This is a genomic window from Vibrio sp. R12-SW3-ISO1 (assembly GCF_059834005.1).
Window position 1 is genome coordinate 47,533 of the sequence record NZ_JCBDGK010000043.1, and the last position, 24,882, is coordinate 72,414.

26 protein-coding genes are annotated in these 24,882 nt (G+C 49.6%); 23 read left to right on the top strand and 3 right to left on the bottom strand.

The features are described from left to right. Window positions 1–116: 116 nt before the first annotated feature. On the top strand, window positions 117–803 hold the full coding sequence (gene ung, locus AC6R0R_RS12940; protein WP_500626992.1) for a uracil-DNA glycosylase: 687 nt from the start codon (window positions 117–119) through the stop codon (window positions 801–803). 121 nt (window positions 804–924) lie between these two features. Then, window positions 925–1,476 (top strand): hemerythrin domain-containing protein, encoded by a 552-nt coding sequence (locus tag AC6R0R_RS12945; RefSeq protein WP_334551402.1) that lies wholly within the window; start codon window positions 925–927, stop codon window positions 1,474–1,476. A gap of 64 nt (window positions 1,477–1,540) precedes the next feature. Here the strand turns inward: AC6R0R_RS12945 and AC6R0R_RS12950 are convergent, their stop codons facing one another. Then, on the bottom strand, window positions 1,541–1,723 hold the full coding sequence (locus AC6R0R_RS12950; protein ID WP_500626993.1) for a DUF3545 family protein: 183 nt from the start codon (window positions 1,721–1,723) through the stop codon (window positions 1,541–1,543). Between the two features lie 707 nt (window positions 1,724–2,430). On the opposite strand from AC6R0R_RS12950, the gene AC6R0R_RS12955 reads away from it, so the two are divergent. The 10 genes from AC6R0R_RS12955 to deoD all read left to right on the top strand — a co-directional run bounded on the left by AC6R0R_RS12955 (window position 2,431) and on the right by deoD (window position 12,183). After that, window positions 2,431–3,864 (top strand): alanine/glycine:cation symporter family protein, encoded by a 1,434-nt coding sequence (locus tag AC6R0R_RS12955; RefSeq protein ID WP_487901719.1) that lies wholly within the window; start codon window positions 2,431–2,433, stop codon window positions 3,862–3,864. A gap of 93 nt (window positions 3,865–3,957) precedes the next feature. After that, on the top strand, window positions 3,958–4,731 hold the full coding sequence (gene yaaA / locus AC6R0R_RS12960) for a peroxide stress protein YaaA (RefSeq protein ID WP_487901718.1): 774 nt from the start codon (window positions 3,958–3,960) through the stop codon (window positions 4,729–4,731). Between the two features lie 49 nt (window positions 4,732–4,780). Next, the gene (locus AC6R0R_RS12965; RefSeq protein ID WP_500626994.1) at window positions 4,781–4,948 is read left to right on the top strand and encodes a DUF5363 family protein; all 168 of its coding nucleotides are present in this window, start codon (window positions 4,781–4,783) and stop codon (window positions 4,946–4,948) included. Then, on the top strand, window positions 4,948–5,721 hold the full coding sequence (locus AC6R0R_RS12970) for a TatD family hydrolase (protein ID WP_500626995.1): 774 nt from the start codon (window positions 4,948–4,950) through the stop codon (window positions 5,719–5,721). Before AC6R0R_RS12965 ends, AC6R0R_RS12970 begins: the two co-directional genes overlap by 1 nt. Before the next feature lie 205 nt (window positions 5,722–5,926). Then, window positions 5,927–7,189, top strand: coding sequence for a NupC/NupG family nucleoside CNT transporter (locus AC6R0R_RS12975; RefSeq protein ID WP_334551393.1), 1,263 nt, complete (start codon window positions 5,927–5,929; stop codon window positions 7,187–7,189). Window positions 7,190–7,454: 265 nt separating this feature from the next. Next, window positions 7,455–7,625, top strand: coding sequence for a XapX domain-containing protein (locus AC6R0R_RS12980; protein WP_334551391.1), 171 nt, complete (start codon window positions 7,455–7,457; stop codon window positions 7,623–7,625). Between the two features lie 262 nt (window positions 7,626–7,887). Then, on the top strand, window positions 7,888–8,664 hold the full coding sequence (deoC, locus tag AC6R0R_RS12985; protein WP_500626996.1) for a deoxyribose-phosphate aldolase: 777 nt from the start codon (window positions 7,888–7,890) through the stop codon (window positions 8,662–8,664). A gap of 87 nt (window positions 8,665–8,751) precedes the next feature. Then, window positions 8,752–10,080, top strand: a complete 1,329-nt coding sequence (deoA, locus tag AC6R0R_RS12990) for a thymidine phosphorylase (RefSeq protein WP_500626997.1) — start codon at window positions 8,752–8,754, stop codon at window positions 10,078–10,080. A 66-nt stretch (window positions 10,081–10,146) separates the two neighbouring features. Continuing rightward, on the top strand, window positions 10,147–11,367 hold the full coding sequence (locus AC6R0R_RS12995; RefSeq protein ID WP_500626998.1) for a phosphopentomutase: 1,221 nt from the start codon (window positions 10,147–10,149) through the stop codon (window positions 11,365–11,367). A gap of 96 nt (window positions 11,368–11,463) precedes the next feature. Next, the gene (gene deoD, locus AC6R0R_RS13000; RefSeq protein WP_334551387.1) at window positions 11,464–12,183 is read left to right on the top strand and encodes a purine-nucleoside phosphorylase; all 720 of its coding nucleotides are present in this window, start codon (window positions 11,464–11,466) and stop codon (window positions 12,181–12,183) included. 88 nt (window positions 12,184–12,271) lie between these two features. On the opposite strand, the gene AC6R0R_RS13005 is transcribed toward deoD, so the two are convergent. Next, window positions 12,272–12,877, bottom strand: a complete 606-nt coding sequence (locus AC6R0R_RS13005; RefSeq protein WP_500626999.1) for a YtjB family periplasmic protein — start codon at window positions 12,875–12,877, stop codon at window positions 12,272–12,274. Window positions 12,878–12,978: 101 nt separating this feature from the next. On the opposite strand from AC6R0R_RS13005, the gene serB reads away from it, so the two are divergent. Beyond that, the gene (serB, locus tag AC6R0R_RS13010) at window positions 12,979–13,980 is read left to right on the top strand and encodes a phosphoserine phosphatase (RefSeq protein ID WP_500627000.1); all 1,002 of its coding nucleotides are present in this window, start codon (window positions 12,979–12,981) and stop codon (window positions 13,978–13,980) included. 107 nt (window positions 13,981–14,087) lie between these two features. Here serB and AC6R0R_RS13015 read toward each other — a convergent pair whose 3' ends face one another. Next, window positions 14,088–14,528, bottom strand: a complete 441-nt coding sequence (locus AC6R0R_RS13015) for a CBS domain-containing protein (RefSeq protein WP_334551382.1) — start codon at window positions 14,526–14,528, stop codon at window positions 14,088–14,090. A gap of 337 nt (window positions 14,529–14,865) precedes the next feature. On the opposite strand from AC6R0R_RS13015, the gene queA reads away from it, so the two are divergent. The 10 genes from queA (at window position 14,866) to AC6R0R_RS13065 (ending at window position 24,856) form a co-directional block, all read left to right on the top strand. Next, complete coding sequence (gene queA / locus AC6R0R_RS13020; RefSeq protein WP_500627001.1) at window positions 14,866–15,930, top strand: tRNA preQ1(34) S-adenosylmethionine ribosyltransferase-isomerase QueA; 1,065 nt, start codon at window positions 14,866–14,868, stop codon at window positions 15,928–15,930. Between the two features lie 55 nt (window positions 15,931–15,985). Next, window positions 15,986–17,119 carry a tRNA guanosine(34) transglycosylase Tgt gene (gene tgt, locus AC6R0R_RS13025; RefSeq protein ID WP_334551378.1) on the top strand — a complete coding sequence of 378 codons (1,134 nt, stop codon included), beginning with the start codon at window positions 15,986–15,988 and terminating at the stop codon, window positions 17,117–17,119. A 163-nt stretch (window positions 17,120–17,282) separates the two neighbouring features. Next, complete coding sequence (yajC, locus tag AC6R0R_RS13030; protein WP_334568317.1) at window positions 17,283–17,612, top strand: preprotein translocase subunit YajC; 330 nt, start codon at window positions 17,283–17,285, stop codon at window positions 17,610–17,612. A gap of 20 nt (window positions 17,613–17,632) precedes the next feature. Beyond that, a complete protein-coding gene (secD, locus tag AC6R0R_RS13035; RefSeq protein WP_334551376.1) occupies window positions 17,633–19,489 on the top strand; it encodes a protein translocase subunit SecD in 1,857 nt (618 codons plus the stop codon). 14 nt (window positions 19,490–19,503) lie between these two features. Next, window positions 19,504–20,451 (top strand): protein translocase subunit SecF, encoded by a 948-nt coding sequence (gene secF / locus AC6R0R_RS13040; RefSeq protein WP_334551374.1) that lies wholly within the window; start codon window positions 19,504–19,506, stop codon window positions 20,449–20,451. Window positions 20,452–20,551: 100 nt separating this feature from the next. Continuing rightward, window positions 20,552–21,046, top strand: a complete 495-nt coding sequence (locus AC6R0R_RS13045) for a hypothetical protein (protein ID WP_500627002.1) — start codon at window positions 20,552–20,554, stop codon at window positions 21,044–21,046. 87 nt (window positions 21,047–21,133) lie between these two features. Continuing rightward, entirely contained in the window at window positions 21,134–21,466 is a 333-nt protein-coding gene (locus AC6R0R_RS13050; RefSeq protein WP_500627003.1) for a DUF1904 domain-containing protein, read from the top strand. Between the two features lie 40 nt (window positions 21,467–21,506). Further along, window positions 21,507–22,370 carry a penicillin-insensitive murein endopeptidase gene (gene mepA / locus AC6R0R_RS13055; RefSeq protein ID WP_500627004.1) on the top strand — a complete coding sequence of 288 codons (864 nt, stop codon included), beginning with the start codon at window positions 21,507–21,509 and terminating at the stop codon, window positions 22,368–22,370. Between the two features lie 156 nt (window positions 22,371–22,526). Further along, entirely contained in the window at window positions 22,527–23,864 is a 1,338-nt protein-coding gene (locus tag AC6R0R_RS13060) for a cytochrome ubiquinol oxidase subunit I (protein WP_500627005.1), read from the top strand. After that, window positions 23,864–24,856, top strand: a complete 993-nt coding sequence (locus tag AC6R0R_RS13065; RefSeq protein ID WP_500627006.1) for a cytochrome d ubiquinol oxidase subunit II — start codon at window positions 23,864–23,866, stop codon at window positions 24,854–24,856. The genes AC6R0R_RS13060 and AC6R0R_RS13065 overlap by 1 nt, the downstream gene beginning before the upstream one ends. The last annotated feature ends 26 nt before the right edge of the window (window positions 24,857–24,882 follow it).

Sequence of the window (24,882 nt, forward strand, 5' to 3'; positions counted from 1 at the left end):
ATCATCGTTCGCCGCAACCTAAGCGTTAAGTGAGTTTAGCTCGCCTAACAGAGGGCTTTGCTCTTATTGTAACTTTTGCGACAATCCGCTGACTGATTGGACAAAAGGAACAGACAATGACCCCTTCACTCACGTGGCAAGATGTGATTGGTGAGCAAAAGCAGCAGACCTATTTTCAAGACACTCTCGCGTTTGTTGACGCAGAGCGTGCGGCGGGCAAAGCGATTTTCCCGCCAGCGAAAGATGTCTTTAACGCTTTTCGAGCGACCGAGTTTGGCGATGTGAAAGTCGTGATCTTGGGCCAAGATCCCTATCATGGTCCTAATCAGGCGCACGGGCTGTGTTTTTCTGTCCTGCCGGGTATCAAGACGCCGCCATCGCTCTCCAATATGTACAAAGAGTTGGCGCAAGACATCGATGGCTTTCAGATTCCTCAACACGGTTATTTGCAACGCTGGGCAGAGCAAGGGGTACTGCTTCTCAACACGGTTCTGACCGTGGAGCAAGGTAAAGCGCATTCGCACGCCAAAACGGGGTGGGAGACCTTTACGGATGCCGTGATTGATGCCATCAACCGCCATCAACAAGGCGTTATTTTCTTGTTGTGGGGCGCGCATGCGCAAAAGAAAGGCCGTTTTATTGACCGTAACCAACACCATGTATTGACGGCACCGCACCCTTCACCGTTATCGGCGCATCGTGGCTTTTTGGGCTGTGGGCACTTTTCGGCGACCAACGAACGGCTTGTCGCGCAAGGAAAAACACCGATTGATTGGCAGCTGCCTCAAATTGTTGAGGTCTAAAGTCATACAAAAAAAGCCATACAAAAATAAGGGTAAAGATGTTGTTTTTTCGAACAGCATCAAAACACGCTTTGCGTTTCTCTAATACACTGTTTACGTGTCGGTGTTAAGGAGAAACGCTATGATGATTGAACGGATAAGGCGAGAGCATGGATACATGGTGCGTTTGCTCGCCATACTTCGCCATAAATTGAACCAGTTAAAAGACGAGCGTCCCGTTAATTACGCGGTTCTTCGTGAAATCGTCGATTATCTGGCGACCCACTCTGAACGGGTCCATCACCCGAAAGAAGACATTCTCTATCACTACTACCAATCGCATTATGGTCAACACCATAAGATTGATGATCTTGAACACGATCATCAGGCGCTATCAGAAAAGACCCATGATTTTTTGCAAACGGTGGATATGGTCTTGCAAGATGCAGTGATCCCGCAGCAGGTCTTCATTGACCAGTTAGAGTCGTTCCTCAACATGCAAAAACAGCACCTCGAAATGGAAGAAAAGCAGGTCTTCCCGTACTTAATGGATGTCTTTACGGTAGAGGATTGGCAGGCAGTCGAAGCTCAGTGGAGTGTGTGCGAAGACGACCCAGTGTTTGGTGAGACGATAGCAGAGCAATACCAACAGTTGGCAGAGCGCATTCATCAAACTGAGCACGAGTGTACGTGATCCTTTGCTTTTGCTAGCGCGTGAAAAGCAGAAAGAGAGGCTCAAGGCCTCTCTTTCTTAATTCTTAGTATTCGATGCTCTCCACATCGTCAAAACCGATATCCATATCCATCAGCTCTTTCTTTAGCCGTTGACGATCTTTGATTGCTTCGATTTCTCGCCACTTACGTTTAACGGGTTTAGAGCGCGCTGCTCGTGCGCGCGGCGCCTCATAGTCCATAAAGTCATCAAAATTTAAGCCTTCCATAAGCTACCTCATTTTATCGTTATGACCGTCCTAAACGGGGTAAATTCTTAATACCACTCAACGTGGAGACTAACCATGATTCGTTTCTCATTTGTTACGTTTCGATGAAGTTTTTTCTGACTTTTCGTCACTGAATCACAAAAAATCGTGCTTGAGGTGGTTGAAGTTTGTTCAAACGAGTTCACGCAAACGATTAAATACGAAAAAAGTGGATGTTAAAGGCTTGTGGAGGTGATTAGGGTTGTGCGTGTCTCTTGCCATACAAGAGTGGCATTAAACCGTACTTCATTTTTTATCTTGATGCTCAGTGCATCGATAGCGTCGCAAGCTATGCGGAGTAAGGGGTTGTCTGTTGTTTTGGTGGCGTTGAGAGGTCGTCGTTGGTAAGACTCTGTGCGTTGTTAATTTTTTATTGAGTTGTTTTGTTGTTGTGTGGTTTTTTTGCTTGTTTGTGTTAACTATTGGTGATTTTACAGTGAAAAATAACAAGCTTAGTCTTACTGTTGCGTATTGATTTTTGTTTGCTCAGGTTGCATTATCGCGCCGTCAAAATTTCCGCTGAGATGTAAAGGACATGCCTTTGGGGCGTGACACGCTGAGGTTGCAGACAATGATAATATTTAGTTTGAGCTACACTTTGACACTCAACAGCGCAACCCAACGTAGGCTCGGATGCCTAGCCAGCGAACACTCACTATGAGGATCCTATGACAGACTTAATTAATTTGATGAATGACCTGCTGTGGGGGTCAATTCTCGTTTATCTACTGGTTGGTGTCGGCGTTTACTTCACCGTAAGACTGGGCTTTATCCAGTTCCGCCACTTTGGCCACATGTTCTCAGTGCTGAAAAACAGCCGTAAAGCCGACCAAGCGGGTATCTCCTCTTTCCAAGCCCTTTGTACCAGTTTGGCGGCGCGTGTCGGCACGGGTAACATGGCGGGTGTGGCCGTTGCACTCACCGTTGGCGGCCCTGGCGCTATTTTCTGGATGTGGTTGATTGCCATGCTAGGTATGGCCACGTCATTTGCAGAGAGCACGTTGGCACAGCTATACAAAACGAGAGACGATGACGGTAACTACCGTGGTGGTCCTGCTTATTACATGGAAAAAGGCTTGGGCATGCGCTGGATGGGCGTGATGTTCTCCATCTTCCTTATTATTGCCTTTGGTTTGGTCTTCAATGCCGTACAAGCAAACTCGATTGCTAGCGCGATGAATACCGCGTTTGGTTGGGATACCAAAGTCGTTGGCATTGCAGTGGTATTGCTGTCTGCTGTGGTTATCTTTGGCGGTATTAAGCGTATTGCAAAAGTGGCTGAGCTTATTGTACCGGTTATGGCGCTGGCTTACTTGCTATTGGCGATGTTTATCATGCTGACCAACCTTGAGAAGTTGCCAGGCGTGCTTTCACTGATTATCAAGAGCGCATTTGGTCTGCAAGAAGCGGCGGCTGGTGGCCTAGGTTATGCGATTGCTCAAGCGATGATCAACGGCATCAAGCGTGGCCTGTTCTCAAACGAAGCGGGTATGGGTTCTGCGCCCAATGCGGCAGCTTCTGCAACGCCTTACCCACCACACCCAGCGTCACAAGGTTACGTGCAAATGTTGGGCGTATTCATGGACACCATTGTGATCTGTTCTGCAACGGTAGCGATCATCTTGATGTCGGGTGAGTACCTAGGGACTGAAACGGCGGTGACAGGTATCGAGCTGACTCAGCGCGCGCTAAGCTCACAAGTGGGTGATTGGGGTGGCATCTTTGTTGCTGTAGCTATCTTCTTCTTCGCGTTTACCTCGATCATTGCAAACTACTCATACGCAGAAACTAACCTGATTTTCCTAGAGCACAATCACAAGGCGGGCCTTGGCCTGTTCCGTATCGTGGTTCTGGGTATGGTGATGTTTGGCTCTGTGGCAGCGCTGCCAGTGGTTTGGGATATGGCCGATGCATCAATGGGCTTAATGGCACTGGTGAACCTAGTCGCGATTATCTTGCTCTCTGGCACTGTGGTTAAGCTAGCAAAAGACTACAACCGTCAGCTTGATGAAGGCAAAGTTCCGACCTTTGATGCCAATGATTTCCCAGAGCTGAAATCTCAGCTTGAAGATGGCATTTGGGATCAAAAAGAAAAGAATTGATAGCTGAATACTATTGAAATGATTCATAAAGCCGTGCAGACATTGCACGGCTTTTTTTGTACCCTAAGGTAAACAATCAATAAGAGTAAAGTCATGTTAATCGTCGTTTCTCCAGCGAAAACCTTAGATTACGAATCACCCTTGGTGACCGAGACCTACACACAGCCTGAGTTAATTGACTACTCCAAGCAGTTGATTGAGGTGTGCCGTAAATTGACGCCAGCCGATGTGGCGAGTTTGATGAAGGTCAGTGACAAAATCGCCGATCTGAACGTTGGCCGCTTCCAAGAGTGGAGCGAGACATTCACACTCGACAATGCCCGCCAAGCGATTTTGGCGTTCAAAGGCGATGTCTATACAGGTCTTGATGCCCAGACACTCACAGAGGCGGATTTTGAGTACGCTCAGCGCCATTTACGTATGCTGTCTGGCCTTTATGGTCTGCTTAAGCCGCTTGACCTGATGCAACCATACCGTCTTGAAATGGGGACTAAGCTTGCCAATGAGAAAGGCACCAACTTGTATCAGTTCTGGGGGAATGTGATTACCGACAAGCTCAATCAAGCGATTACCGAACAAGGGGACAACGTCTTGATTAACTTGGCCTCCAATGAGTATTTTAAGGCGGTTAAGCAAAAGAACTTGGATGCGCAGGTGATTACGCCGGTGTTTAAAGACTGCAAAAACGGCCAATATAAAGTGATCAGCTTTTATGCCAAAAAAGCGCGCGGCATGATGGCGCGTTTTATTATCGAAAACCGCATCGAGAGTGTCGCGGATTTGACCCAGTTCAACACGGCGGGGTACACCTTTGCTGAGGATGAGTCGAGCGCGACTGAGTTAGTGTTCAAACGTGAAGAGCAGTAGTGCAGGCGAGTGGTCATCGTTGCTAGCATCGGGCAGGGGAGTCATGCACATGTGGAAGAGATTAAAACATTGGCTTGAGCGCTACGACGCTTGGTGCCACTCTATGGGCCTTACTCCTGGGCAAAAGCGAAGTTGCGTGCCATACCGCTCTGAGGATGCAAAACAGAGCGCCGCTGCCACTTCGTCCTCATCACCCACTTCAAAGGCGCAGCAGTAATGCGCCTTTTTGATACTCACTGTCATCTCGATTTTGCCCCCTTTAAGGCTCAATTAGGGGCTACATTGCAAGAAGCCAGTGAGCAAGGAGTCGAGCGTTTTCTGGTTCCTGCGATTGGCGAAAGCAATTGGAGCGATCTTATTGCGCTATCCCAACAGCACAAGAACTTGCACATCAGTTTGGGGTGCCATCCCTATTTTGTTCACACCGACTCATTGATTGAGGTCAGTCGCCTAGAAGCTCAATGTGAGTCGGTAGGCTCAGTGTGTGTCGCGGTCGGAGAGTGCGGCTTAGACGCCATGATCGATGTCGACGCTCTGCGACAAGAAGCGGTGTTTGAGGCGCAGATCAGCGTGGCCAAGAATCTGCGGCGGCCCTTGATTCTTCACGGGCGAAAAACCTATCACCGCTTGTTGCAACTGCTTAAGCAGCACCGTTTTCACTACGGTGGGATTTTGCATGGGTTTTCCGGCAGCTATCAACAAGCGATGCAATTTGTTGAGCTCGGTTTCTACATCGGTGTGGGCGGAGTGATTACCTACCCAAGAGCGAATAAGACGCGTCAAGCGGTGACGCAGGTGCCCATCGACCATCTTGTTTTGGAAACCGACGCGCCCGACATGCCGTTGTCAGGGTATCAAGGCCAAGCCAATCATCCTAAGCGTTTACCCCAAGTGTTAACGACATTGGCGCAACTGAAGCAGAGTTGTGAGCAAACGGTTGCGGAAAACGTTTGGAAAAACAGCTTTTTGGCACTGTCTATTTGTGAATGAATTCTAAATAAAATGTGCTTTTTATGATTCCTATGAACTTTAGTTGTGATTTTTGTCACACTTACGAGTGAACGAGTGGTGAATCTTATCAGAAACTGTGAAGGCGGCATTACTTTATCGGTGGACGGATGAGTATAATTGCCCGTGCTTTTGAGCTCCATTTTGTAACACGCCAACAAATAACTTAATAAGGAAGTCATAAACTATGAGCCTGTTTATGAGCCTAGTCGGTATGGCAGTTTTGATCGCTATCGCGCTTCTACTGTCTGATAACCGCAAAGCTATCAATCTAAGAACTGTGGGTGGCGCTTTTGCTATCCAATTCATCATCGGTGGTTTCGTTCTGTACGTACCATGGGGTCGTGATCTTCTAGCTGGTTTCTCAGCTGGTGTACAAAACGTGATCGACTACGGTAAAGACGGTACTGGTTTCCTATTCGGCAGCCTAGTTAACTTCTCAGTTGACGGTATCGGTTTCATCTTTGCTTTCCAAGTACTACCAACGCTAATCTTCTTCTCTGCGCTAATTTCTGTACTTTACTACATCGGTGTGATGCAGTGGGTTATCAAGATTCTTGGTGGCGGTCTACAAAAGGCACTGGGTACATCACGTGCCGAGTCTATGTCTGCAGCAGCGAACATTTTCGTAGGTCAAACTGAGGCACCACTTGTGGTTCGTCCGTTTGTACCTAAAATGACTCAGTCTGAGCTATTTGCAGTGATGTGTGGTGGTCTAGCGTCTGTAGCAGGTGGTGTACTTGCTGGTTACGCTTCAATGGGTGTACCTCTAGAGTACCTTGTTGCCGCATCATTCATGGCAGCACCTGGTGGTCTACTGTTCGCTAAAATCATCAAACCTGAAACTGACACGCCAAATGACGATCTAGGCGCGGACATCGACGGTGGTGACGACAAGCCTGCTAACGTTATCGATGCAGCAGCTGGCGGTGCGTCTGTCGGTCTACAGCTTGCGCTTAACGTTGGCGCAATGCTACTTGCGTTCATCGGCCTTATTGCTCTTATCAACGGCATCCTAGGTGGCGTTGGCGGTTGGTTCGGTATGCCTGAACTGACACTAGAAATTCTTCTAGGTTACATCTTCTCACCACTTGCATTCCTAATTGGTGTGCCTTGGGAAGAAGCGACGCTAGCGGGTTCATTCATCGGTCAGAAACTGGTGGTGAACGAATTCGTTGCTTACCTAAACTTCGTTCCTTACGTTGGTGATGCAGCTCAAGTTGTACCAGCAACCGGTGAAGTGATGTCGACTAAGACAGCCGCTATCATCTCGTTCGCGCTATGTGGTTTCGCAAACCTTTCTTCAATTGCGATTCTACTAGGTGGTCTAGGTGGTCTAGCGCCAAACCGTCGTCACGACATCGCTCGTATGGGTGTGAAAGCGGTCGCAGCAGGTACTCTGTCTAACTTGATGGCAGCAACCATCGCTGGCTTCTTCCTATCTTTCTAATTTAAGAAGCGATAGATTATATAGACGCCGTTTTATAAGACCCCGTAGTTGCATAGCTTGCTATGTACTACGGGGTTTTTTCGTTGTTTAAAGGTCTGGAGTGTGTCCAGACAACAAGATTCATAACGTTTGTGCAGTGGATAAAACTCAGCAATCGTTAAGCCGGATCTTTTTTGAGATACAAACCGTTTGCGCTCTGTGTGCGACTACAGTTTTGCGATAAATATCTATACTGTATAGGTGTAAAGAAAATAGGCCTAAACTGATGAATGATGTGATTCTCGCGACCTTAGCGGGCTTTGTTGTCGGAATCCTGTTTTCCGCCATCAAGCTGCCCATTCCAGCACCTCCAGTATTACCGGGAGTGATGGGAATTGTGGGCGTTTATCTTGGTGGTGTAACCTTTCAATGGATCATTGAGCGGTTTTTTAGTTAACGCTAATTAATACAAGGAGTATGATTAGCGCGGCAACATCGGTTGCCTGAGGCGTCACAAAGCGCCTATACACGTTAGACACCGCAATCGCAGATTGTTGTGCCATAGACCAAATTGGTACTGTGCGGTGACAAGGATAGCAATTGGTACATGTTCGCTGTATGTAGCAAGTCTTCAAGGAACCAAGTCCGTTCATTAATGATTACACCTTAATCATAGGGATTAAGGCGGTGAAATTTTTGAATATTGATCGGAGATAGAAATGAGCGATTTAAAAGCAGCTGCACTACGTGCACTAAAACTTATGGACCTAACTACGCTGAATGACGATGACACTGACGCGAAAGTTATTTCACTGTGTCATGATGCAAAATCAGCGGTAGGTAACACAGCTGCCATCTGTATTTACCCTCGCTTTATTCCTATTGCTAAGAAGACCCTTCGTGAGCAAGGCACACCTGACGTTCGTATCGCAACGGTAACGAACTTCCCACACGGCAATGACGATATCGAGATTGCGGTAGCGGAAACCAAAGCCGCTGTGGCTTATGGTGCTGATGAGGTCGATGTGGTGTTCCCATACCGCGCACTGATGGCGGGAAATGAGGAAGTGGGCTTCGAATTGGTGAAGCAATGTAAAGCAGCGTGTGGCGATATCTTGCTAAAAGTGATCATCGAAACCGGTGAGCTGAAAGAAGAAGCGCTAATCAAGAAAGCGTCAGAAATCTGCATCAAAGCAGGCGCTGATTTTATTAAAACCTCGACAGGCAAAGTGCCGGTGAACGCAACACCTGAATACGCTCGCATGATGCTCGAAGTTATCCGCGATATGGGTGTGGCTGAGACTGTTGGCTTCAAACCTGCAGGCGGCGTACGTACCGCAGAAGATGCTGCCGCGTACCTAGCGATGGCCGATGAGATCCTAGGCGACAACTGGGTCGATGCGCGTCACTACCGCTTTGGTGCGTCTAGCCTGCTGACAAACCTACTCAATACATTAGAAGTAACAGACGAAACGGCGGATCCAAGCGCTTACTAAGCGACGTCGGTTTGTTCGGTGGCGCGTTGTTGCGCCACCTTACCTCTTTACCTTATTACCACCGCATTCAATGCGTGGGAGGCTCTAATGTACTTACCACAAGAAATTATTCGTAAAAAACGTGACGGTGAAGTGCTCACCGCAGACGAAATTAACTTTTTTATCCAAGGCGTTGCAAACGACAGCGTATCTGAAGGTCAGATAGCGGCGTTCGCGATGGCGGTTTTCTTCAATGAAATGACCATGCCCGAGCGCATTGCACTGACTTGTGCGATGCGTGACTCTGGCATGGTGATCGACTGGAGCCACATGAACTTTGATGGCCCGATTGTCGATAAGCATTCCACCGGTGGTGTGGGTGATGTGACCTCGCTGATGTTAGGGCCAATGGTTGCTGCCTGTGGCGGTTTTGTTCCTATGATCTCGGGGCGTGGCCTCGGTCATACCGGTGGCACACTGGACAAACTGGAATCGATTCCCGGCTACAACATCACGCCAAGCAATGAGGTGTTTGGTCAAGTGACCAAAGAGGCGGGTGTGGCGATCATCGGTCAAACCGGCGATCTAGCGCCGGCTGATAAGCGCGTTTACGCGACGCGTGACATCACTGCGACGGTCGATAACATCTCCTTGATCACAGCGTCCATCCTGTCTAAGAAACTCGCAGCGGGTCTTGAGTCTTTGGTGATGGACGTGAAAGTTGGCTCGGGCGCCTTTATGCCAACGTATGAAGCCTCAGAAGAGTTGGCTAAGTCTATTGTCGCGGTGGCCAATGGTGCGGGCACCAAAACCACCGCAATTTTGACGGACATGAACCAGGTCCTCGCCTCGTCTGCTGGAAACGCCGTGGAAGTGCGCGAAGCGGTGCGCTTCCTAGCGGGTGAATATCGCAATCCACGCCTTCTTGAAGTGACGCTGGCCTCTTGTGCAGAAATGCTGGTGCTCGGAAATTTAGCCGACGACACACAAGACGCGCGCGCTAAATTAATGAAGGTACTCGATAACGGTAAAGCGGCAGAGTGTTTTGGCAAAATGGTGGCAGGCCTGGGTGGCCCAGCGGATTTTGTTGAGAACTATGAGCAATACCTAGAAAAAGCGGACATCATTAAACCGGTTTACGCGCAAGAGTCCGGTGTCGTTTCGGCGATGGATACACGCGCGATTGGGATGGCGGTGGTTGCCATGGGCGGCGGACGCCGCGTGGCCAGCGACAAGATTGATTACGCCGTGGGCTTTGATCAATTTATTCGCCTCGGTGAGATCGCTAGCAGCGAACAACCTCTTGCCGTCATTCATGCACGCAATGAGGCTCAGTGGGAAGAGGCTGCACAGGCGCTGCGCAGTGCAATCAAAATTGGTGGTGAATACACCCCAACCCCTGAGGTTTACCGTCAGATTCGCGCAGAAGACATTTAATCGACGACATCATTACATTAGGCCCATTCAGGCACACAGCGGCTGAGTGGGCGAAAGGAATACGCAATGAAAAGAGCATTTATTTTAGTCCTAGACTCATTCGGTATCGGCGCGACGGCGGATGCGGATAAGTTTGGCGATGTGGGCTCGGATACACTCGGTCATATTGCGGATCAGTGTGAGCAAGGCCTAGCGGACAACGAGCAACGCCAAGGTGCGTTGCGCTTGCCGAACCTGTCTAAGCTTGGCTTGGCGATGGCGCATAAAGAATCAACCGGACGCTTTGCTCCGGGGCTTGATGCTAACGCAGAGATTATCGGTGCCTACGGTCATGCGGCAGAGCTCTCTTCCGGTAAAGATACCCCATCGGGTCACTGGGAGATCGCAGGTGTACCCGTTCTGTTTGATTGGGGCTATTTTAGCGACAAATCGAGCAGCTTCCCGTCAGCGCTGACGGATCGCATTCTTGAGCGTGCGGGTTTAGATGGATTTCTTGGCAACTGCCATGCATCAGGCACGCAAGTGCTCGATGATCTTGGTGAAGAGCACATGAAAACCGGCAAACCTATCTTCTATACGTCGGCTGATTCGGTATTCCAAATCGCCTGCCATGAAGAGACGTTTGGTCTTGATAGATTGCTTGAGCTTTGCCAAATCGCTCGTGAAGAGCTTGAAGACTACAACATTGGTCGCGTCATTGCGCGTCCATTTATTGGTCCGGGTAAAGGTCAATTTGAGCGTACGGGTAATCGTCGCGATCTCTCTGTTGAACCGCCATCTGCGACCGTGTTGCAAAAACTGGTTGAAGAGAAGCAAGGAGAAGTGGTCTCGATTGGTAAGATTGCCGACATCTACGCCAACTGTGGCATCACCAAAAAAGTCAAAGCTACTGGTATTCCTGCTTTGTTTGAAGCGACTCTTGAGCAAATCAAAGCCGCACAGGACAACACCATAGTGTTCACCAACTTCGTTGACTTTGATTCTGCCTACGGCCACCGCCGTGATGTTGCAGGTTATGCGGCGGCATTGGAATACTTTGATGGTCGCATCAACGAAGTGATGGCGCTGATGCAGGAAGACGATGTGCTGATTTTGACGGCGGACCACGGCTGCGATCCCACTTGGCCAGGAACCGATCATACCCGTGAGCACATTCCTGTGATTGTCTACGGGCAAAAAGTGCCGGCTGGGTCATTGGGTCGCCGCGAGTCATTTGCCGATATCGGCCAAACGCTTGCGAGCTATTTTGGCACTTCGCCAATGGATTACGGTAAGAACTTCCTCTAAAAGAGGCGGTTTTTCCCTGACTCTCACGCAGAGGTTGCAAGCGATAGCTGCTCACCTCTGCTTTATTTCATTCGTTTCAACTAAGGACATTGAATTATGGCAACTCCACATATTAACGCAGAAATGGGGGCATTTGCTGACGTCGTATTGATGCCAGGTGACCCACTACGTGCAAAATACATCGCGGAAACCTTTCTCGATGATGTCGTTCAAGTGTGTGATGTGCGTAATATGTTCGGTTACACGGGCACGTATAAAGGCCGCAAAGTTTCAGTAATGGGACACGGCATGGGCATTCCTTCTTGCTCCATTTACGCCACTGAGCTTATCAAAGACTTCGGTGTGAAAAAGATCATTCGTGTGGGTAGCTGCGGCGCGGTTAGCACCGATATCAAAGTGCGTGACGTCGTGATCGGCATGGGAGCCTGTACGGACTCGAAAGTGAACCGCATCCGCTTCAAAGGTCATGATTTCGCAGCGATTGCAGATTACAAAATGGTGCGCGCGGCAGAAGAAGCCGCAAAGGCACGTGGTATTGACGTTAAAGTCGGTAACCTGTTCTCGGCTGAGTTGTTCTACACGCCAGATCCAGAGATGTTTGATGTGATGGATAAGTACGGCATCGTGGGTGTGGAAATGGAAGCGGCAGGCATCTACGGTGTGTGTGCCGAGTACGGCGCGAAAGCACTGACCATCTGTACCGTTTCTGACCACATCAAAACTGGCGAGCAAACCACATCCGATGAGCGTCAAACGACCTTCAATGACATGATGGTGGTCGCGCTCGATTCTGTACTGATTGGCGATACTCTGTAAGTATTCTTGCTTTGTTTTACAAAGAGCCCCGCAATCGCGGGGCTCTTTTTTGAATGCTTACCTGTGGCTTACCTGTGCGGGAAGAGTGCTAACTCATCTCTTTGAGCAGTAAATTCTCTTGTTTCACTTTTGGCTTTCTGCGGATAATGAGCGCAAGCAGGAGGCCGGCAATAAAGCTCATTGCCACCATGGTGACCATGTAGCGGTCACTTTTTCGATAGTAGTGATCGGAAAACGCGGTTAAGCGCCCAGTTTCGAACGTGATGCGCACAAAGCCAATCACCACGCCGTCGTTGTAGATAGGCTCGACCAATTGCTGTTTGCCAATGCTGGCGGTTTGCAGTGGGGTGTCCAGCCCCAATGTTTCCCGCACCGATTTGGCTTGATCGCTGGCCGCAAGACGAATGCCCTCGGCATCATAAATGGTCGCATCATACACCAAACGGTCGTTGGCCAATTGGTTAGCCAGTGCCAACAGCCGCTCTTGGTCGTCGTTTAAAATCATATCGCTGGAAGAGAGTGAGGCTTGCGAGATCAAGATCTTGGTCAATGTCTCAAGCTGGTTGGCTTGGATTTCCTCATTACCCTGAGTAATTTTGACACTGTTGACACCAATCGTCACCACCATCGCAATCAAGGCTAAGATCGCGACGGCGCGAATGGCCATCCGAAATGAGAAGAGTGAGGTGTCCATGAAAGCCCCGCGAGTTTAATTACACCAATCGGCATATTGATACTTGCACAGATAAATTGCAATAGGTTAACGTGTGGAGAGAAATTCTAGGGAAGTGATACATGGACACGTTCAACACCGATATACACGCTGCTCTCTCGGCCAGCAAACCGCTTTCAATTCGTAAGCACATCCCACTGTGCAATCGTATACCAGAAACCCGACACACCAGCCGCTTTGATATCAATAAAGCCAACTGGATTGTTTTCGGTCACTACTTAAGCGCCAATCTCTTCGAAGATATCGATTTTTACACCGGGCAGTACAACGCGATTGTCGAAGTGTGGAAAGTCGGTCAATACGAAGTGGCTTTAATGGCCGGTGAGCTCACCACTGAGCATGAAGAAATCCTTCGAGCGATTGAGCTGGATTACGCTCGCCTGAACGACATTCCAGAGCTAAGCAAACCTGGATTGGTGGTGATGGACATGGACTCCACCGCGATTCAAATTGAATGCATTGATGAAATCGCCAAACTAGCTGGTGTGGGCGAAGAGGTCGCTGAGGTGACCGAGCGCGCGATGCAAGGAGAACTGGATTTTGAACAGAGCCTTCGTCAGCGTGTCGGCAAGTTAAAAGGGGCCGACGAGTCCATTTTAGGCTCGGTACGCGCTGAGTTGCCACTGATGCCTGATTTACCCGAGTTGGTGGCGACCTTCAAAGCGTTTGGTTGGAAAACCGCCATTGCCTCTGGTGGCTTTACCTACTTCTCGGACTATTTGAAAGAGACGCTAGCGCTTGATCATGCTCAGTCAAACCAATTGGAGATTGTTCAGGGCAAGTTGACCGGCAATGTCCTTGGCGACATCGTCGGCGCACAAACCAAAGCGGACATCGTGGATAGGCTGGCCGAGCAGTATGATATCGAACCACACAACACCATAGCCATTGGTGATGGCGCGAACGATCTTGTGATGATGGAGCGGGCGGGGCTCGGTATTGCTTATCACGCCAAACCTAAAGTGGAGCAGCAAGCCCAGTGCGCGGTGCGTTATGTTGGCCTTGGTGGTGTGATCTGTATTCTTTCTGCGCTACTGGTGAAGCAAAAACGCGTCAGCTTTTGACGGATTTCCTCGGCGCTCTTCAAGCCTGAGTCCGACATCTAGAAAAGAGTGAGCCGCCAGTGCGTCTCACTCTTTTTGTTCATCGTCCCTATTTCATCGATATGGACTTATTCCATCTCCTCTGGCTCAGACTCTTCTTGTAGCTCAAGCAAATTGATGGCGATAGAAACAAAGTCGCTGTCGGTAATGATGCCGACCAAGTGACCTTTGTGCACCACTGGCAAGCAGCCCACTTTGTGTTTTTGCATGTAGACGGCGCTCTCTTTGAGCCCTGCTTGTGGATCAACCGTCATCACACTGGTTTTCATCACTTCGTATAGTGGCGTTTGTAGCGTATAAGATTGGCTCTCTGGTAGGGCTTGTAAGCTTGATTCTTGGGCGGCTAACACATCGCGATGTGACACTACACCAAGCAGTTTTTTATTCGCATCGACAATGGGAATGTGGCGGATGTCCAGTGCGGTCATCATGTTCTTTGCGTCGCCAAGATTGTGAGAGCGGAGAAGCGTGTGTGGATTACGCGTCATCATGTCTTCGACCTTGATCATGGCTGCCTCCTGAGTTGTTATTTTTTACTCTTTAAATATAGTCACTTTCCGGCGTTGAATGTGAGAGCTCGACCTATTTTTATGCTCTTTGATGCAGCGAATTGATGCGGCGTGACAAGGTGCAAAACTTGCGCTTTTGTTTAACCTTATTCCGGTACGGTTCGGAAGAAATCCACTCTCTTTTCTTGCTATTGACCGTGCGGCGCATATACTAGTCGGCTGCGAAAAACTTGTCGTCTGTTTGTGACAGAATCAGAGCGAGCAAGCATTTGAATCTAACCCTGAATTGGGGCGCCTTCATTGCGGCCTCATTCATGCACTGCGATAGACTAGTAATATGCAAGTATCCGATTTTCATTTTGACCTGCCTGATGAGCTGATTGCTCGTTACCCACAACCAGAGCGTACGGCGAGCCGTTTACTGCAGTTGGATGGCAACAGCGGTGAATTGGTTGATGGCACATTTACCGATGTTCTCGACAAGATTCAGCCTGGCGACTTAGTGGTGTTTAACAATACTCGAGTGATTCCCGCGCGCCTCTTTGGTCGTAAAGCATCGGGCGGAAAACTTGAGGTGTTGGTTGAGCGAGTGCTCGACGAAACCCGTATTCTCGCCCATGTGCGCTGCTCAAAATCACCCAAGCCGGGCTCGACCATTTTTGTCGGTGACAATGATGAATTTTCTGCCCTGATGGTCGCGCGTCATGACGCCTTGTTTGAGCTCGATTTTCAATCTGATCTCAATGTGCTCTCCATCTTAGAGCAGATAGGCCACATGCCTCTGCCACCTTACATTGATCGCCCAGACGAAGACTCAGACAAAGAGCGTTATCAAACGGTTTACAACCAAAAACCCGGCGCCGTGGCGGCGCCGACAGCAGGCTTACACTTTGACCAGCCTCTACTGGATAAAATCGCGCAGAAAGGGGCAGAATTTGCTTACGTGACGTTGCACGTTGGGGCGGGGACATTCCAGCCAGTGAAGGTTGAGAACATCAATGACCACCACATGCACGCTGAATACGTCGAAGTACCACAAGAGGTGGTCGAGGCGATTCAAGCCACTCGGGCACGTGGAGGTCGAGTGATTGCGGTTGGTACCACGTCGGTACGCTCTTTAGAAAGTGCCGCGCAAGATGCGTTGAAAAAAGGCACGCCACTGGCGCCATTTTTCGGTGATACGGAAATCTTCATCTATCCTGGCTATGAGTATCAATTGGTGGACGCGCTCATCACCAATTTCCATCTCCCAGAGTCGACGCTCATCATGCTAGTGAGCGCATTTGCGGGCTACGACAATACGATGAACGCCTACCGCCACGCGGTGAAGAAGCAATATCGCTTTTTCTCTTATGGCGATGCCATGTTCATCACCAAAAAGACTCAGAGCGCTAACGCGTAATTGGCGTTGGTACGATATTAAACCGTCAGACTGTTTCTCTGACACTGGAGGCTTCGTGAAGTTAACATTTGAACTTAAGAAAAAAGATGGCGTTGCGCGCCGTGGTCAATTGACCTTTGAGCGCGGAACCGTGCAAACGCCAGCGTTTATGCCTGTGGGTACCTATGGTACGGTGAAAGGCATGACCCCTGAAGAAGTAAAAGGGATCGGCGCCGAGATCTTGCTTGGTAACACTTTCCACCTGTGGTTACGCCCGGGGCAAGAAGTGATGAAGCTGCATGGTGACCTGCATGACTTTATGAACTGGCAAGGGCCGATTTTGACTGACTCTGGTGGCTTCCAGGTCTTCAGTCTTGGTGATATTCGTAAGATCACCGAAGAGGGGGTTCACTTTCGTAACCCGGTGAACGGTGACAAAATTTTCATGGACGCAGAGAAGTCGATGGAAATTCAATACGATCTGGGCTCCGATATTGTGATGATCTTTGACGAGTGTACGCCATACCCAGCGACACACGATGAAGCGAAGAAATCGATGGAAATGTCACTGCGTTGGGCGCAGCGTTCACGCGATCATTTTGATAAGCTTGAAAACCCGAACAGCCTCTTTGGTATTGTTCAGGGCGGCGTGTACGAAGACTTGCGTGATGTGTCAGTGAAAGGTCTGACAGACATTGGCTTTGATGGTTACGCTGTGGGCGGTTTGGCCGTAGGTGAGCCAAAAGAAGACATGCACCGCATTCTTGAGCACACCTGTCCGCAACTGCCTGAAGACAAACCTCGTTACTTAATGGGGGTTGGCAAACCGGAAGATTTGGTAGAAGGTGTTCGCCGTGGTATTGACATGTTTGACTGTGTGATGCCAACGCGCAACGCTCGTAATGGCCACCTGTTTGTCACTGGCGGTGTGATCAAGATCCGTAATGCAAAACACAAAACGGATACGACGCCATTGGATCCACACTGTGACTGTTACACTTGCCAAAACTACTCGAAGTCCTATTTGCATCACCTAGAGCGCTGCAATGAGATTTTGGGCGCGCGTTTGAACACGATTCACAATTTGCGCTACTACCAACGCTTGATGGCAAGCATCCGTAAGGCGATCGATGAAGACCGCTTTGACGCGTTTGTGGAAGAGTTCTATGCACGTCGTGACCGCGAAGTGCCGCCACTGACGAAAGCATAACGATTGAAAGCCTTTGACCTATGGTCAGAGGCTTTTGCTAATAAAATAGGCAAACAGCGTGCATTTTTGAGAGGGTGATCTCTATTGTTTAATCTGACCCTTGAAAGTGTTTGGCTAAAGCCCAATTTGGATATCAATAAAATATAAATAGAGGATTATTTTAATGTTTATTTCTCAAGCTCACGCAGCCGCTGAAGGCGCACCAGCAGGTGGCGGTTTCGAAATGTTGATCATGCTAGGTATGTTCGCGGTTATCTTTTACTTCATGATCTACCGTCCACAGTCCAAGCGTGTGAAAGAGCACAAGAACCTAATGGCTTCTATGGGCAAAGGTGACGAAGTGCTGACGAGCGGTGGTCTAGTGGGTAAGATCACTAAGATTGCAGAAGACAACGATTACATCTCAATCGAACTTAACGCGAACAACGAAGTTGTGATCAAGAAAGACTTCGTGACTGCAGTGCTACCAAAAGGTACGCTGAAATCTCTATAAACAGCTAGAGGATCCTCGCTGTGCTTAACCGCTATCCGTTATGGAAGTATTTGATGGTGGTGCTAACCATCGCTATCGCTGCGTTGTACGCACTTCCGAATTTATACGGTGAAGATCCGGCAATTCAAGTGACAGGGGCGCGCGGCGCCTCTGTTGATCTGTCAACGCTGGACTCTGTCACTCAAGCTCTTGAAAAAGAGGGCTTATCTCATAAATCCATTGCTCTAGAAAATGGATCCATCCTTGTACGCTTTACGAGTACCGATACGCAAATCAGTGCGCGCGACGTCATCAGCGAAGCGCTCGGTAACGATACTATTGTCGCGCTTAACCTTGCACCATCCACACCGGACTGGCTAGAAGCGATTGGCGCTGCGCCAATGAAGTTAGGTCTAGATTTGCGTGGTGGTGTTCACTTCCTGATGGAAGTGGATATGGACGCGGCGATGGAAAAACTCGTCGGCCAGCAAGAAGAAGCGTTTCGTAGTGAGCTTCGCGAAGAGAAAATTCGTTACCGCGCCATTCGCCCACTGGGCAAAGATGCGGTCGAAGTACTGCTTCGTGATGGCGAGCAGCTAGCGCAAGCGAAACGCGTTCTCGAAGGTCTACACCCTGACATGTTGTTTGTGGAGTCAGGCAGCGAGAGCCGCTTTGCACTCAAAGCAACCTTTACCGAGCAACGCCTCACCGAAATTCGTAATTACGCGGTCGAGCAGAACATTACGATTTTGCGCAACCGTGTGAACGAACTGGGTGTTGCGGAGCCATTGGTTCAGCGTCAAGGTGCAAGCCGCATTGTGGTCGAGCTTCCGGGCGTACAAGACACCGCTCGCGCGAAAGAAATTCTCGGTGCGACGGCGACGCTTGAGTTCCGTGAAGTGGATGCGAGCGCTGACCTTGCGGCCGCTGCCAGTGGCCGCGCGCCAGCGGGCAGTGAAATCAAGCAAGATCGCGATGGTCGTCCTGTCGTGCTGAAAAAGCGTGTCATTCTTGGTGGTTCAAGCATCACGGATGCGAGCTCCAGCGTGGATGAGTACGGTCGCCCACAGGTGAACATCTCACTCGATAGTGAAGGTGGGAACAAGATGTCGGCGTTCTCGCGTCAAAATATCGGTAAGCTGATGGCAACGGTATTTGCAGAGTACAAAGACAGCGGTAAACGCACTCCTGAAGGCAAAGTGATTCTGTCTAAGCATGAAGAAGTGATCAACCAAGCGACCATTCAATCGGCACTTGGACGTAACTTCCGTATCACTGGTATCGATTCAGCCGCCGAAGCGCACAACCTTGCGTTGCTACTCCGTGCGGGCGCTCTGATTGCGCCAATCTCGATTGTCGAAGAGCGTACCATTGGTCCATCAATGGGACAGCAGAACATCGATATGGGTGTCCAAGCGTGTATTTGGGGTATGGTTGCAGTCATGCTGTTTACCTTGCTTTACTACCGTAAGTTTGGCTTGATTGCCAACATGGCGCTGATGGCGAACTTGGTGTTGATCATCGGGGTAATGTCGATGATTCCAGGGGCAACCATGACGCTGCCAGGGATTGCCGGTATTGTCTTGACGGTCGGTATGGCAGTGGATGCCAACGTGCTGATTTTTGAGCGTATCCGAGAAGAGCTGCGTGATGGACGCAATCCACAACAAGCGATTCACCAAGGTTACGCCAACGCGTTCAGTACTATTGCGGATGCAAACATCACGACGTTGATCACCGCGATTATCTTGTTTGCCGTCGGTACTGGTGCCATCAAAGGTTTTGCGGTCACGCTGTCTATCGGTATTTTGACCTCCATGTTTACTGCTATCGTCGGTACCCGTTGTGTGGTTAACCTACTGTACGGCGGTAAGCGCATTAATAAACTGTCGATCTAGGGCTAGGAATACGTATGTTTCAGATTCTAAAAGCAGAGAAAACGATCGACTTTATGCGTTGGTCAAAGGCAGCATTTGCGCTGTCTATTGTAATGATCGCTGCGGCGCTCTTCACGCTATCAACTAAATGGTTGAATTGGGGCTTAGACTTCACTGGCGGTACGCTGATTGAAGTGGGTTTTGAGCAACCGGCAAACCTTGAAGAGATTCGTGGTGCGCTTGATGCCAAAGGCTTCGGTGACGCTACGGTGCAAAACTTTGGTAGTGCCCGAGATGTCATGGTGCGTTTGCGTCCTCGTGATGACGCTTCAGGCGAAACCTTAGGCAACCAAATCATCAGTGCCATTAAAGAGGGCACGGGTGAAAACGTAGAGATGCGCCGTATCGAGTTTGTCGGCCCGAACGTGGGTGATGAGCTGACAGAAGCGGGCGGTCTGGCGATCTTGGTGTCGCTGATCTGTATCTTGATTTACGTCTCGGTGCGCTTTGAGTGGCGTTTGGCGGCGGGAGCGGTACTTGCCTTGGCGCACGACGTTATCATCACCTTGGGCATCTTCTCTTTGATGCAAATTGAAGTGGATCTTACCATTGTCGCAGCCTTGCTAACGGTGGTCGGCTACTCGCTCAACGATACGATTGTTGTCTTTGACCGTATCCGTGAAAACTTCCGCAAGATGCGTAAAGGCGAATCGGCTGAGGTCATGAACAACTCCATTACCCAAACACTGAGCCGTACCTTGATCACTTCGGGCACGACCTTGTTTGTGGTGATCGCCTTGTTCACCCAAGGTGGTGCGATGATTCACGGTTTTGCCACTGCGCTATTGCTTGGTATCACAGTGGGTACCTACTCTTCTATCTATGTCGCTTCTGCGCTGGCATTGAAGCTGGGTATCACCCGAGAGCACCTGATGCCACCTCAAGTTGAAAAAGAGGGCGCTGAGTTTGATGAGATGCCTTAATGGCTCTCTTGCATTCTCCGTGCTCGCTACCTCTATTTGAGATACTCCAAAGCCGCTGATGTCAGCGGCTTTTTTGTTCCTACTCACCGAAGGAAGAGTGATGAGAATTCGATTGTTGATAGTGATGCTGGTGAGTCCACTGGCCTGCGCCAATACGCTGTTGATACCGATATTGAATGGCGATGCAATACGCCAAGAGATCCAGGAAACTTGGCAGGCGTGTGAGCGCGATACTTGGTGTGAGATGGCGCTGGACTACCACAAAGAGCACTATATCGCTGAAGCCACCTTAGACGGCGCAACGTTCTCAATCACATTACTGTCATCGTTTTCAACCCATCAATGGAGTCGGCTGCAGTTACATCTTCGCCAAGATGGTTTTGTGCTCAACCACGTCACCATCGATGATCAGAGTTTAAATATCGAGACAGAACTCGCGCTTGCGTCAAACCAAGAGGTCGAAACCAAAATAGTGCGGCTTCTGGGGCAAGCCTCGTCTCTGTCGACCCAGCGCCTGGTCTATCAACATCCAGATTGGCGAGCGGTGATCGTCAGTCAGGATGGGGTTCTTCACGTGACGTTCGAGCCACGATAATGTTAGAGGTCGTCGCATGCAGGAATGCGATGGGCATTGCTCAATATCTTGTTATTATGGAGCAAACTCAACAATAGGATCTTATCTATGCCTCATCTACGTTTTCGAGCAGTGGAGCCGCAAACGGTTCAAACCTTATCCTCAACACTGCTTGATGAGCTGCAACCGCACATGGATTGCCCGAAAGAGGATTTCACCTTTGAATACATCTATACCACGTTTTTTTACGATGGAGACGTCAGCCAAGCGTATCCGTTTGTCGAAGTGTTGTGGTTTGATCGCGGCCAAGAGACCCAAGATGCGGTCGCGAGCATCATTACTCGTCAGGTTCGCGGCGTGCTTGGCGAAGAGGTCGATGTGGCGGTAATTTTCACGGCGCTTGAAGCCAGCGGCTATTATGATAATGGTGACCATTATTAAACGCTGAGTGGCAACGGTGAATTGAGGGAAGGGACGAGTCATGCAAACAGGGACGATTTGGCGACTTAGCGCCTTTCTACCTATCGCTTTGATGATGAGCTTTGGCTCATCGGTCAGTGCCACGCCTTGGGAGGCCATTTCATCTCCGTCTCAATCTCAGCCGCAGGCGATAGGAAGCTACGCCAATGGCTGCTTAGCCGGGGCCAAGGCGCTACCGCTTGAAGGGGAAGGGTATCAAGTGCTGCGCAGCCAGCGCGCTCGATACTACGCTCACCCCAGTGCGATTCGCTACATCGAACATTTGGCTGAGCAAGTGCATCGAACGTTGAACACCTCGCTCTTAATTGGCGATCTCTCGCTGCCACAAGGTGGTCGCTTTTCGTCGGGCCATTCAAGTCATCAAACGGGGCTCGATATCGACATTTGGCTTAGGTTGGCAGATGCGCCATTGAGCTCCCCTCAGTTGGCCAAACCAGAGCCTGTGAGCGTGGTCAACCTTGAGCAATACCGCTTAGTGAAAGCGAGCTGGGACCGTCGTCATTTTGATTTGATCAAGCTTGCAGCCAGTGATGACGACGTCGCTCGAATTTTTGTTCACCCCGTTATCAAAGACACCTTGTGCCGCAGCGAAGAGAGCCAAGACAGAACATGGCTTCGCAAAGTTAGGCCTTGGTGGGGGCATCATTACCACATGCATGTTCGGCTTCGCTGCCCTAAGGGCAGTGATGCCTGTCAACCTCAAGCCGCGCCTCCTGCGGGGGATGGTTGCGGCGCAGAGCTTGCCAGTTGGAAACCACAGCCCAAACCTGCCATCAAAACGCCAACACCGAGCACGACAAACAAAAAGAAAACGCCGAAAGTACCACCCGGCCAATGTTTGGCATTACTAGCAGAACAGTCTTGAATCCTGTCATTCGTTTTCATGTTTTCTTCTAAATAAGATAAAAAGTGCGCTACTCGGGCGATATTCATGAGTATCCGATCCAATACCCGCCGATATCCGTAAGAAATTTTCAGAAATTTCGATTTAATTTGGGTTATTAGCTGTTGAGGTAGTGAGATGTTAGATACCCTCATGTTGTCGCGAATCCAGTTTGCGACCAATATTAGTTTTCATATTTTATTCCCAACCATCACCATCGCTCTGGCATGGATGTTGGTGTTTTTCAAATGGCGCTACAACCGAACGCAAGCGCCAGTTTGGCTCGATGTCTATTACTTTTGGGTCAAGGTGTTTGCACTCACATTCGCACTCGGTGTTGTCTCAGGCATTACGATGAGTTTTCAGTTTGGCACTAATTGGCCGGGCTTTATGGAGCGTGTGGGTAATGTTGCAGGTCCTCTGCTGGGCTACGAAGTAATGACGGCCTTTTTTATGGAGGCGACCTTTCTTGGCGTGATGCTGTTTGGTAGAGGCCGTGTGCCCGACTGGTTCCATACTTTGGCCACCGTCTTGGTGGCGGTCGGCACGACCATGTCGGCGTTTTGGATTCTGGTACTGAATAGTTGGATGCATACGCCAGCTGGGTATGAAGTCATCGATGGTGTGGTGCATGTCACCAGTTGGAAGGACGTCATCTTCAACCCCTCTTTGCCTTATCGGTTTGCGCATACCCTATTGGCGTCTGGTTTGACCGCAAGCTTTTTGATCGCAGGCATCAGTGCCTATCAGCTTATTAAGCAACCTAGCCATCGTGCAGCCAAGCTTGGATTGAGAGTTTCACTGTTAGCGGCGGCGTTATTCATTCCTGTTCAGATTTTTGTCGGTGACTTGCACGGCTTGAACACCTTAGAGCATCAACCGGCGAAGATTGCGGCGATGGAAGGAGTATGGGAAACAGAGCAAGGCGCTCCGCTGCTCCTGTTTGCTTGGCCAAATGAAGAGCTGCGTCAGAACGAATTCGCGCTAGGGATCCCACATTTGGCGAGTTTGATTCTCACTCATTCGCTTGATGGGGAAATTGTCGGCCTCAATGACTTTGCACCCAATCACCCACCAGTAAAGCCGCTGTTTTTTGGCTTTCGGGTCATGGTTGGGGTCGGACTATTGATGCTAGCAGTAAGTTGGTTTGGTGGTTATCGCTTGCTCCGAGCTCGAGACCTGCCGAGGCCCTACCTCTATGTCGTGGTCGCCATGACGTTTTCTGGGTGGATAGCGACGCTCGCAGGTTGGTATGTCACAGAGATAGGACGTCAACCTTGGCTTGTCACTGGTGTACTGAGAACGGCAGAAGCGGTCACACCATTGGCACCATCGAATGTGATGATCTCCTTGTCGATGTATCTTGTCGTTTATGCTGCTCTTCTTCTGGCGTACATCCACACCTTGTTTTATCTCGCTCGTAAGGACGTTGATGCCCACAAAGTTACGGCAACAGTACAACAAGGGGTATGCTAATGTTGAACTATTTACCAGAAGTTTATCTGTTGATCCTTGGCTTCACCGTATTTATGTATGCAGTGTTGGATGGCTATGATCTCGGGGTAGGTATGCTCCTTCCTAGCAACGATGAAGATCAGCGAGACAGAATGATTGCGTCGATTGGACCGTTCTGGGATGCCAATGAGACTTGGCTTGTCTTGGCGGTTGGGATACTGTTGATAGCCTTCCCTAGTGCGCACAGTCTGATTTTTACCGAGCTCTATTTACCGACCGCCTTCATGCTGATTGCATTGATCATGCGAGGTGTCGCGTTTGATTTTCGAGCCAAGGCCAAAGCGGACTATAAGCAGCGGTGGGATAATTGTTTTAAATTGGGATCATTGCTCGCGGCACTGACCCAAGGATACATGGTGGGAAGGTACATCATGGGGTTCGAAGCATCGGCACAAGCTTACGGGTTTGCGTTTCTCAGTAGTCTTTGTGTTGCGTGCGCCTATATCTACATTGGCGGTGCTTGGTTGGTTCTCAAAACGGAAGGAAGATTGCAAGTCAGAGCTGCGCGTTGGTCACGCAGAGCGGGCTGGATTGCTGCGCTAGGGATAATCTCGGTCAGCATTGTTAACCCGCTAGTCAACCAACAGGTAGCGCAACGATGGTTCAGCTTTCCGGAAATTCTGCTGCTTGCCCCGGTGCCTTTGGTGGTTTTGACGACAATCTACTTAGTTGACCGATACTTACGTCGAGTTCCGACCAGTGATGATTGGGGCGCGCGTTGGCCTTTTATTGGTGCTGTGGTGATTTATGCGCTGAGCTTTTTGGGGCTAGCGTACAGTTTCTTTCCTCAAGTGGTACCTGGAATTATGGAGGCTCGCCAAGCGGCCTCTTCAGATGCGACGTTGATCATCGTCGGCTATGGTGTGGTTGTGGTGATGCCGATGATATTGCTCTACACCTTTGCGGTGTATCGCATATTTAAAGGCAAAGCCACAGAGCTCAGTTATAAATAACGCTGACTAACATAAAAAACGCCGCT

What these genes read in the sequence shown, in the direction of transcription:
- ung (WP_500626992.1), top strand. Translation starts at nt 117, where the DNA reads ATGACCCCTTCACTCACGTGGCAAGATGTGATTGGTGAGCAAAAGCAG.
- AC6R0R_RS12945 (WP_334551402.1), top strand. Translation starts at nt 925, where the DNA reads ATGATGATTGAACGGATAAGGCGAGAGCATGGATACATGGTGCGTTTG.
- AC6R0R_RS12950 (WP_500626993.1), bottom strand. Translation starts at nt 1,723, where the DNA reads ATGGAAGGCTTAAATTTTGATGACTTTATGGACTATGAGGCGCCGCGC.
- AC6R0R_RS12955 (WP_487901719.1), top strand. Translation starts at nt 2,431, where the DNA reads ATGACAGACTTAATTAATTTGATGAATGACCTGCTGTGGGGGTCAATT.
- yaaA (WP_487901718.1), top strand. Translation starts at nt 3,958, where the DNA reads ATGTTAATCGTCGTTTCTCCAGCGAAAACCTTAGATTACGAATCACCC.
- AC6R0R_RS12965 (WP_500626994.1), top strand. Translation starts at nt 4,781, where the DNA reads ATGTGGAAGAGATTAAAACATTGGCTTGAGCGCTACGACGCTTGGTGC.
- AC6R0R_RS12970 (WP_500626995.1), top strand. Translation starts at nt 4,948, where the DNA reads ATGCGCCTTTTTGATACTCACTGTCATCTCGATTTTGCCCCCTTTAAG.
- AC6R0R_RS12975 (WP_334551393.1), top strand. Translation starts at nt 5,927, where the DNA reads ATGAGCCTGTTTATGAGCCTAGTCGGTATGGCAGTTTTGATCGCTATC.
- AC6R0R_RS12980 (WP_334551391.1), top strand. Translation starts at nt 7,455, where the DNA reads ATGAATGATGTGATTCTCGCGACCTTAGCGGGCTTTGTTGTCGGAATC.
- deoC (WP_500626996.1), top strand. Translation starts at nt 7,888, where the DNA reads ATGAGCGATTTAAAAGCAGCTGCACTACGTGCACTAAAACTTATGGAC.
- deoA (WP_500626997.1), top strand. Translation starts at nt 8,752, where the DNA reads ATGTACTTACCACAAGAAATTATTCGTAAAAAACGTGACGGTGAAGTG.
- AC6R0R_RS12995 (WP_500626998.1), top strand. Translation starts at nt 10,147, where the DNA reads ATGAAAAGAGCATTTATTTTAGTCCTAGACTCATTCGGTATCGGCGCG.
- deoD (WP_334551387.1), top strand. Translation starts at nt 11,464, where the DNA reads ATGGCAACTCCACATATTAACGCAGAAATGGGGGCATTTGCTGACGTC.
- AC6R0R_RS13005 (WP_500626999.1), bottom strand. Translation starts at nt 12,877, where the DNA reads ATGGACACCTCACTCTTCTCATTTCGGATGGCCATTCGCGCCGTCGCG.
- serB (WP_500627000.1), top strand. Translation starts at nt 12,979, where the DNA reads ATGGACACGTTCAACACCGATATACACGCTGCTCTCTCGGCCAGCAAA.
- AC6R0R_RS13015 (WP_334551382.1), bottom strand. Translation starts at nt 14,528, where the DNA reads ATGATCAAGGTCGAAGACATGATGACGCGTAATCCACACACGCTTCTC.
- queA (WP_500627001.1), top strand. Translation starts at nt 14,866, where the DNA reads ATGCAAGTATCCGATTTTCATTTTGACCTGCCTGATGAGCTGATTGCT.
- yajC (WP_334568317.1), top strand. Translation starts at nt 17,283, where the DNA reads ATGTTTATTTCTCAAGCTCACGCAGCCGCTGAAGGCGCACCAGCAGGT.
- secF (WP_334551374.1), top strand. Translation starts at nt 19,504, where the DNA reads ATGTTTCAGATTCTAAAAGCAGAGAAAACGATCGACTTTATGCGTTGG.
- AC6R0R_RS13045 (WP_500627002.1), top strand. Translation starts at nt 20,552, where the DNA reads ATGAGAATTCGATTGTTGATAGTGATGCTGGTGAGTCCACTGGCCTGC.
- AC6R0R_RS13050 (WP_500627003.1), top strand. Translation starts at nt 21,134, where the DNA reads ATGCCTCATCTACGTTTTCGAGCAGTGGAGCCGCAAACGGTTCAAACC.
- mepA (WP_500627004.1), top strand. Translation starts at nt 21,507, where the DNA reads ATGCAAACAGGGACGATTTGGCGACTTAGCGCCTTTCTACCTATCGCT.
- AC6R0R_RS13060 (WP_500627005.1), top strand. Translation starts at nt 22,527, where the DNA reads ATGTTAGATACCCTCATGTTGTCGCGAATCCAGTTTGCGACCAATATT.
- AC6R0R_RS13065 (WP_500627006.1), top strand. Translation starts at nt 23,864, where the DNA reads ATGTTGAACTATTTACCAGAAGTTTATCTGTTGATCCTTGGCTTCACC.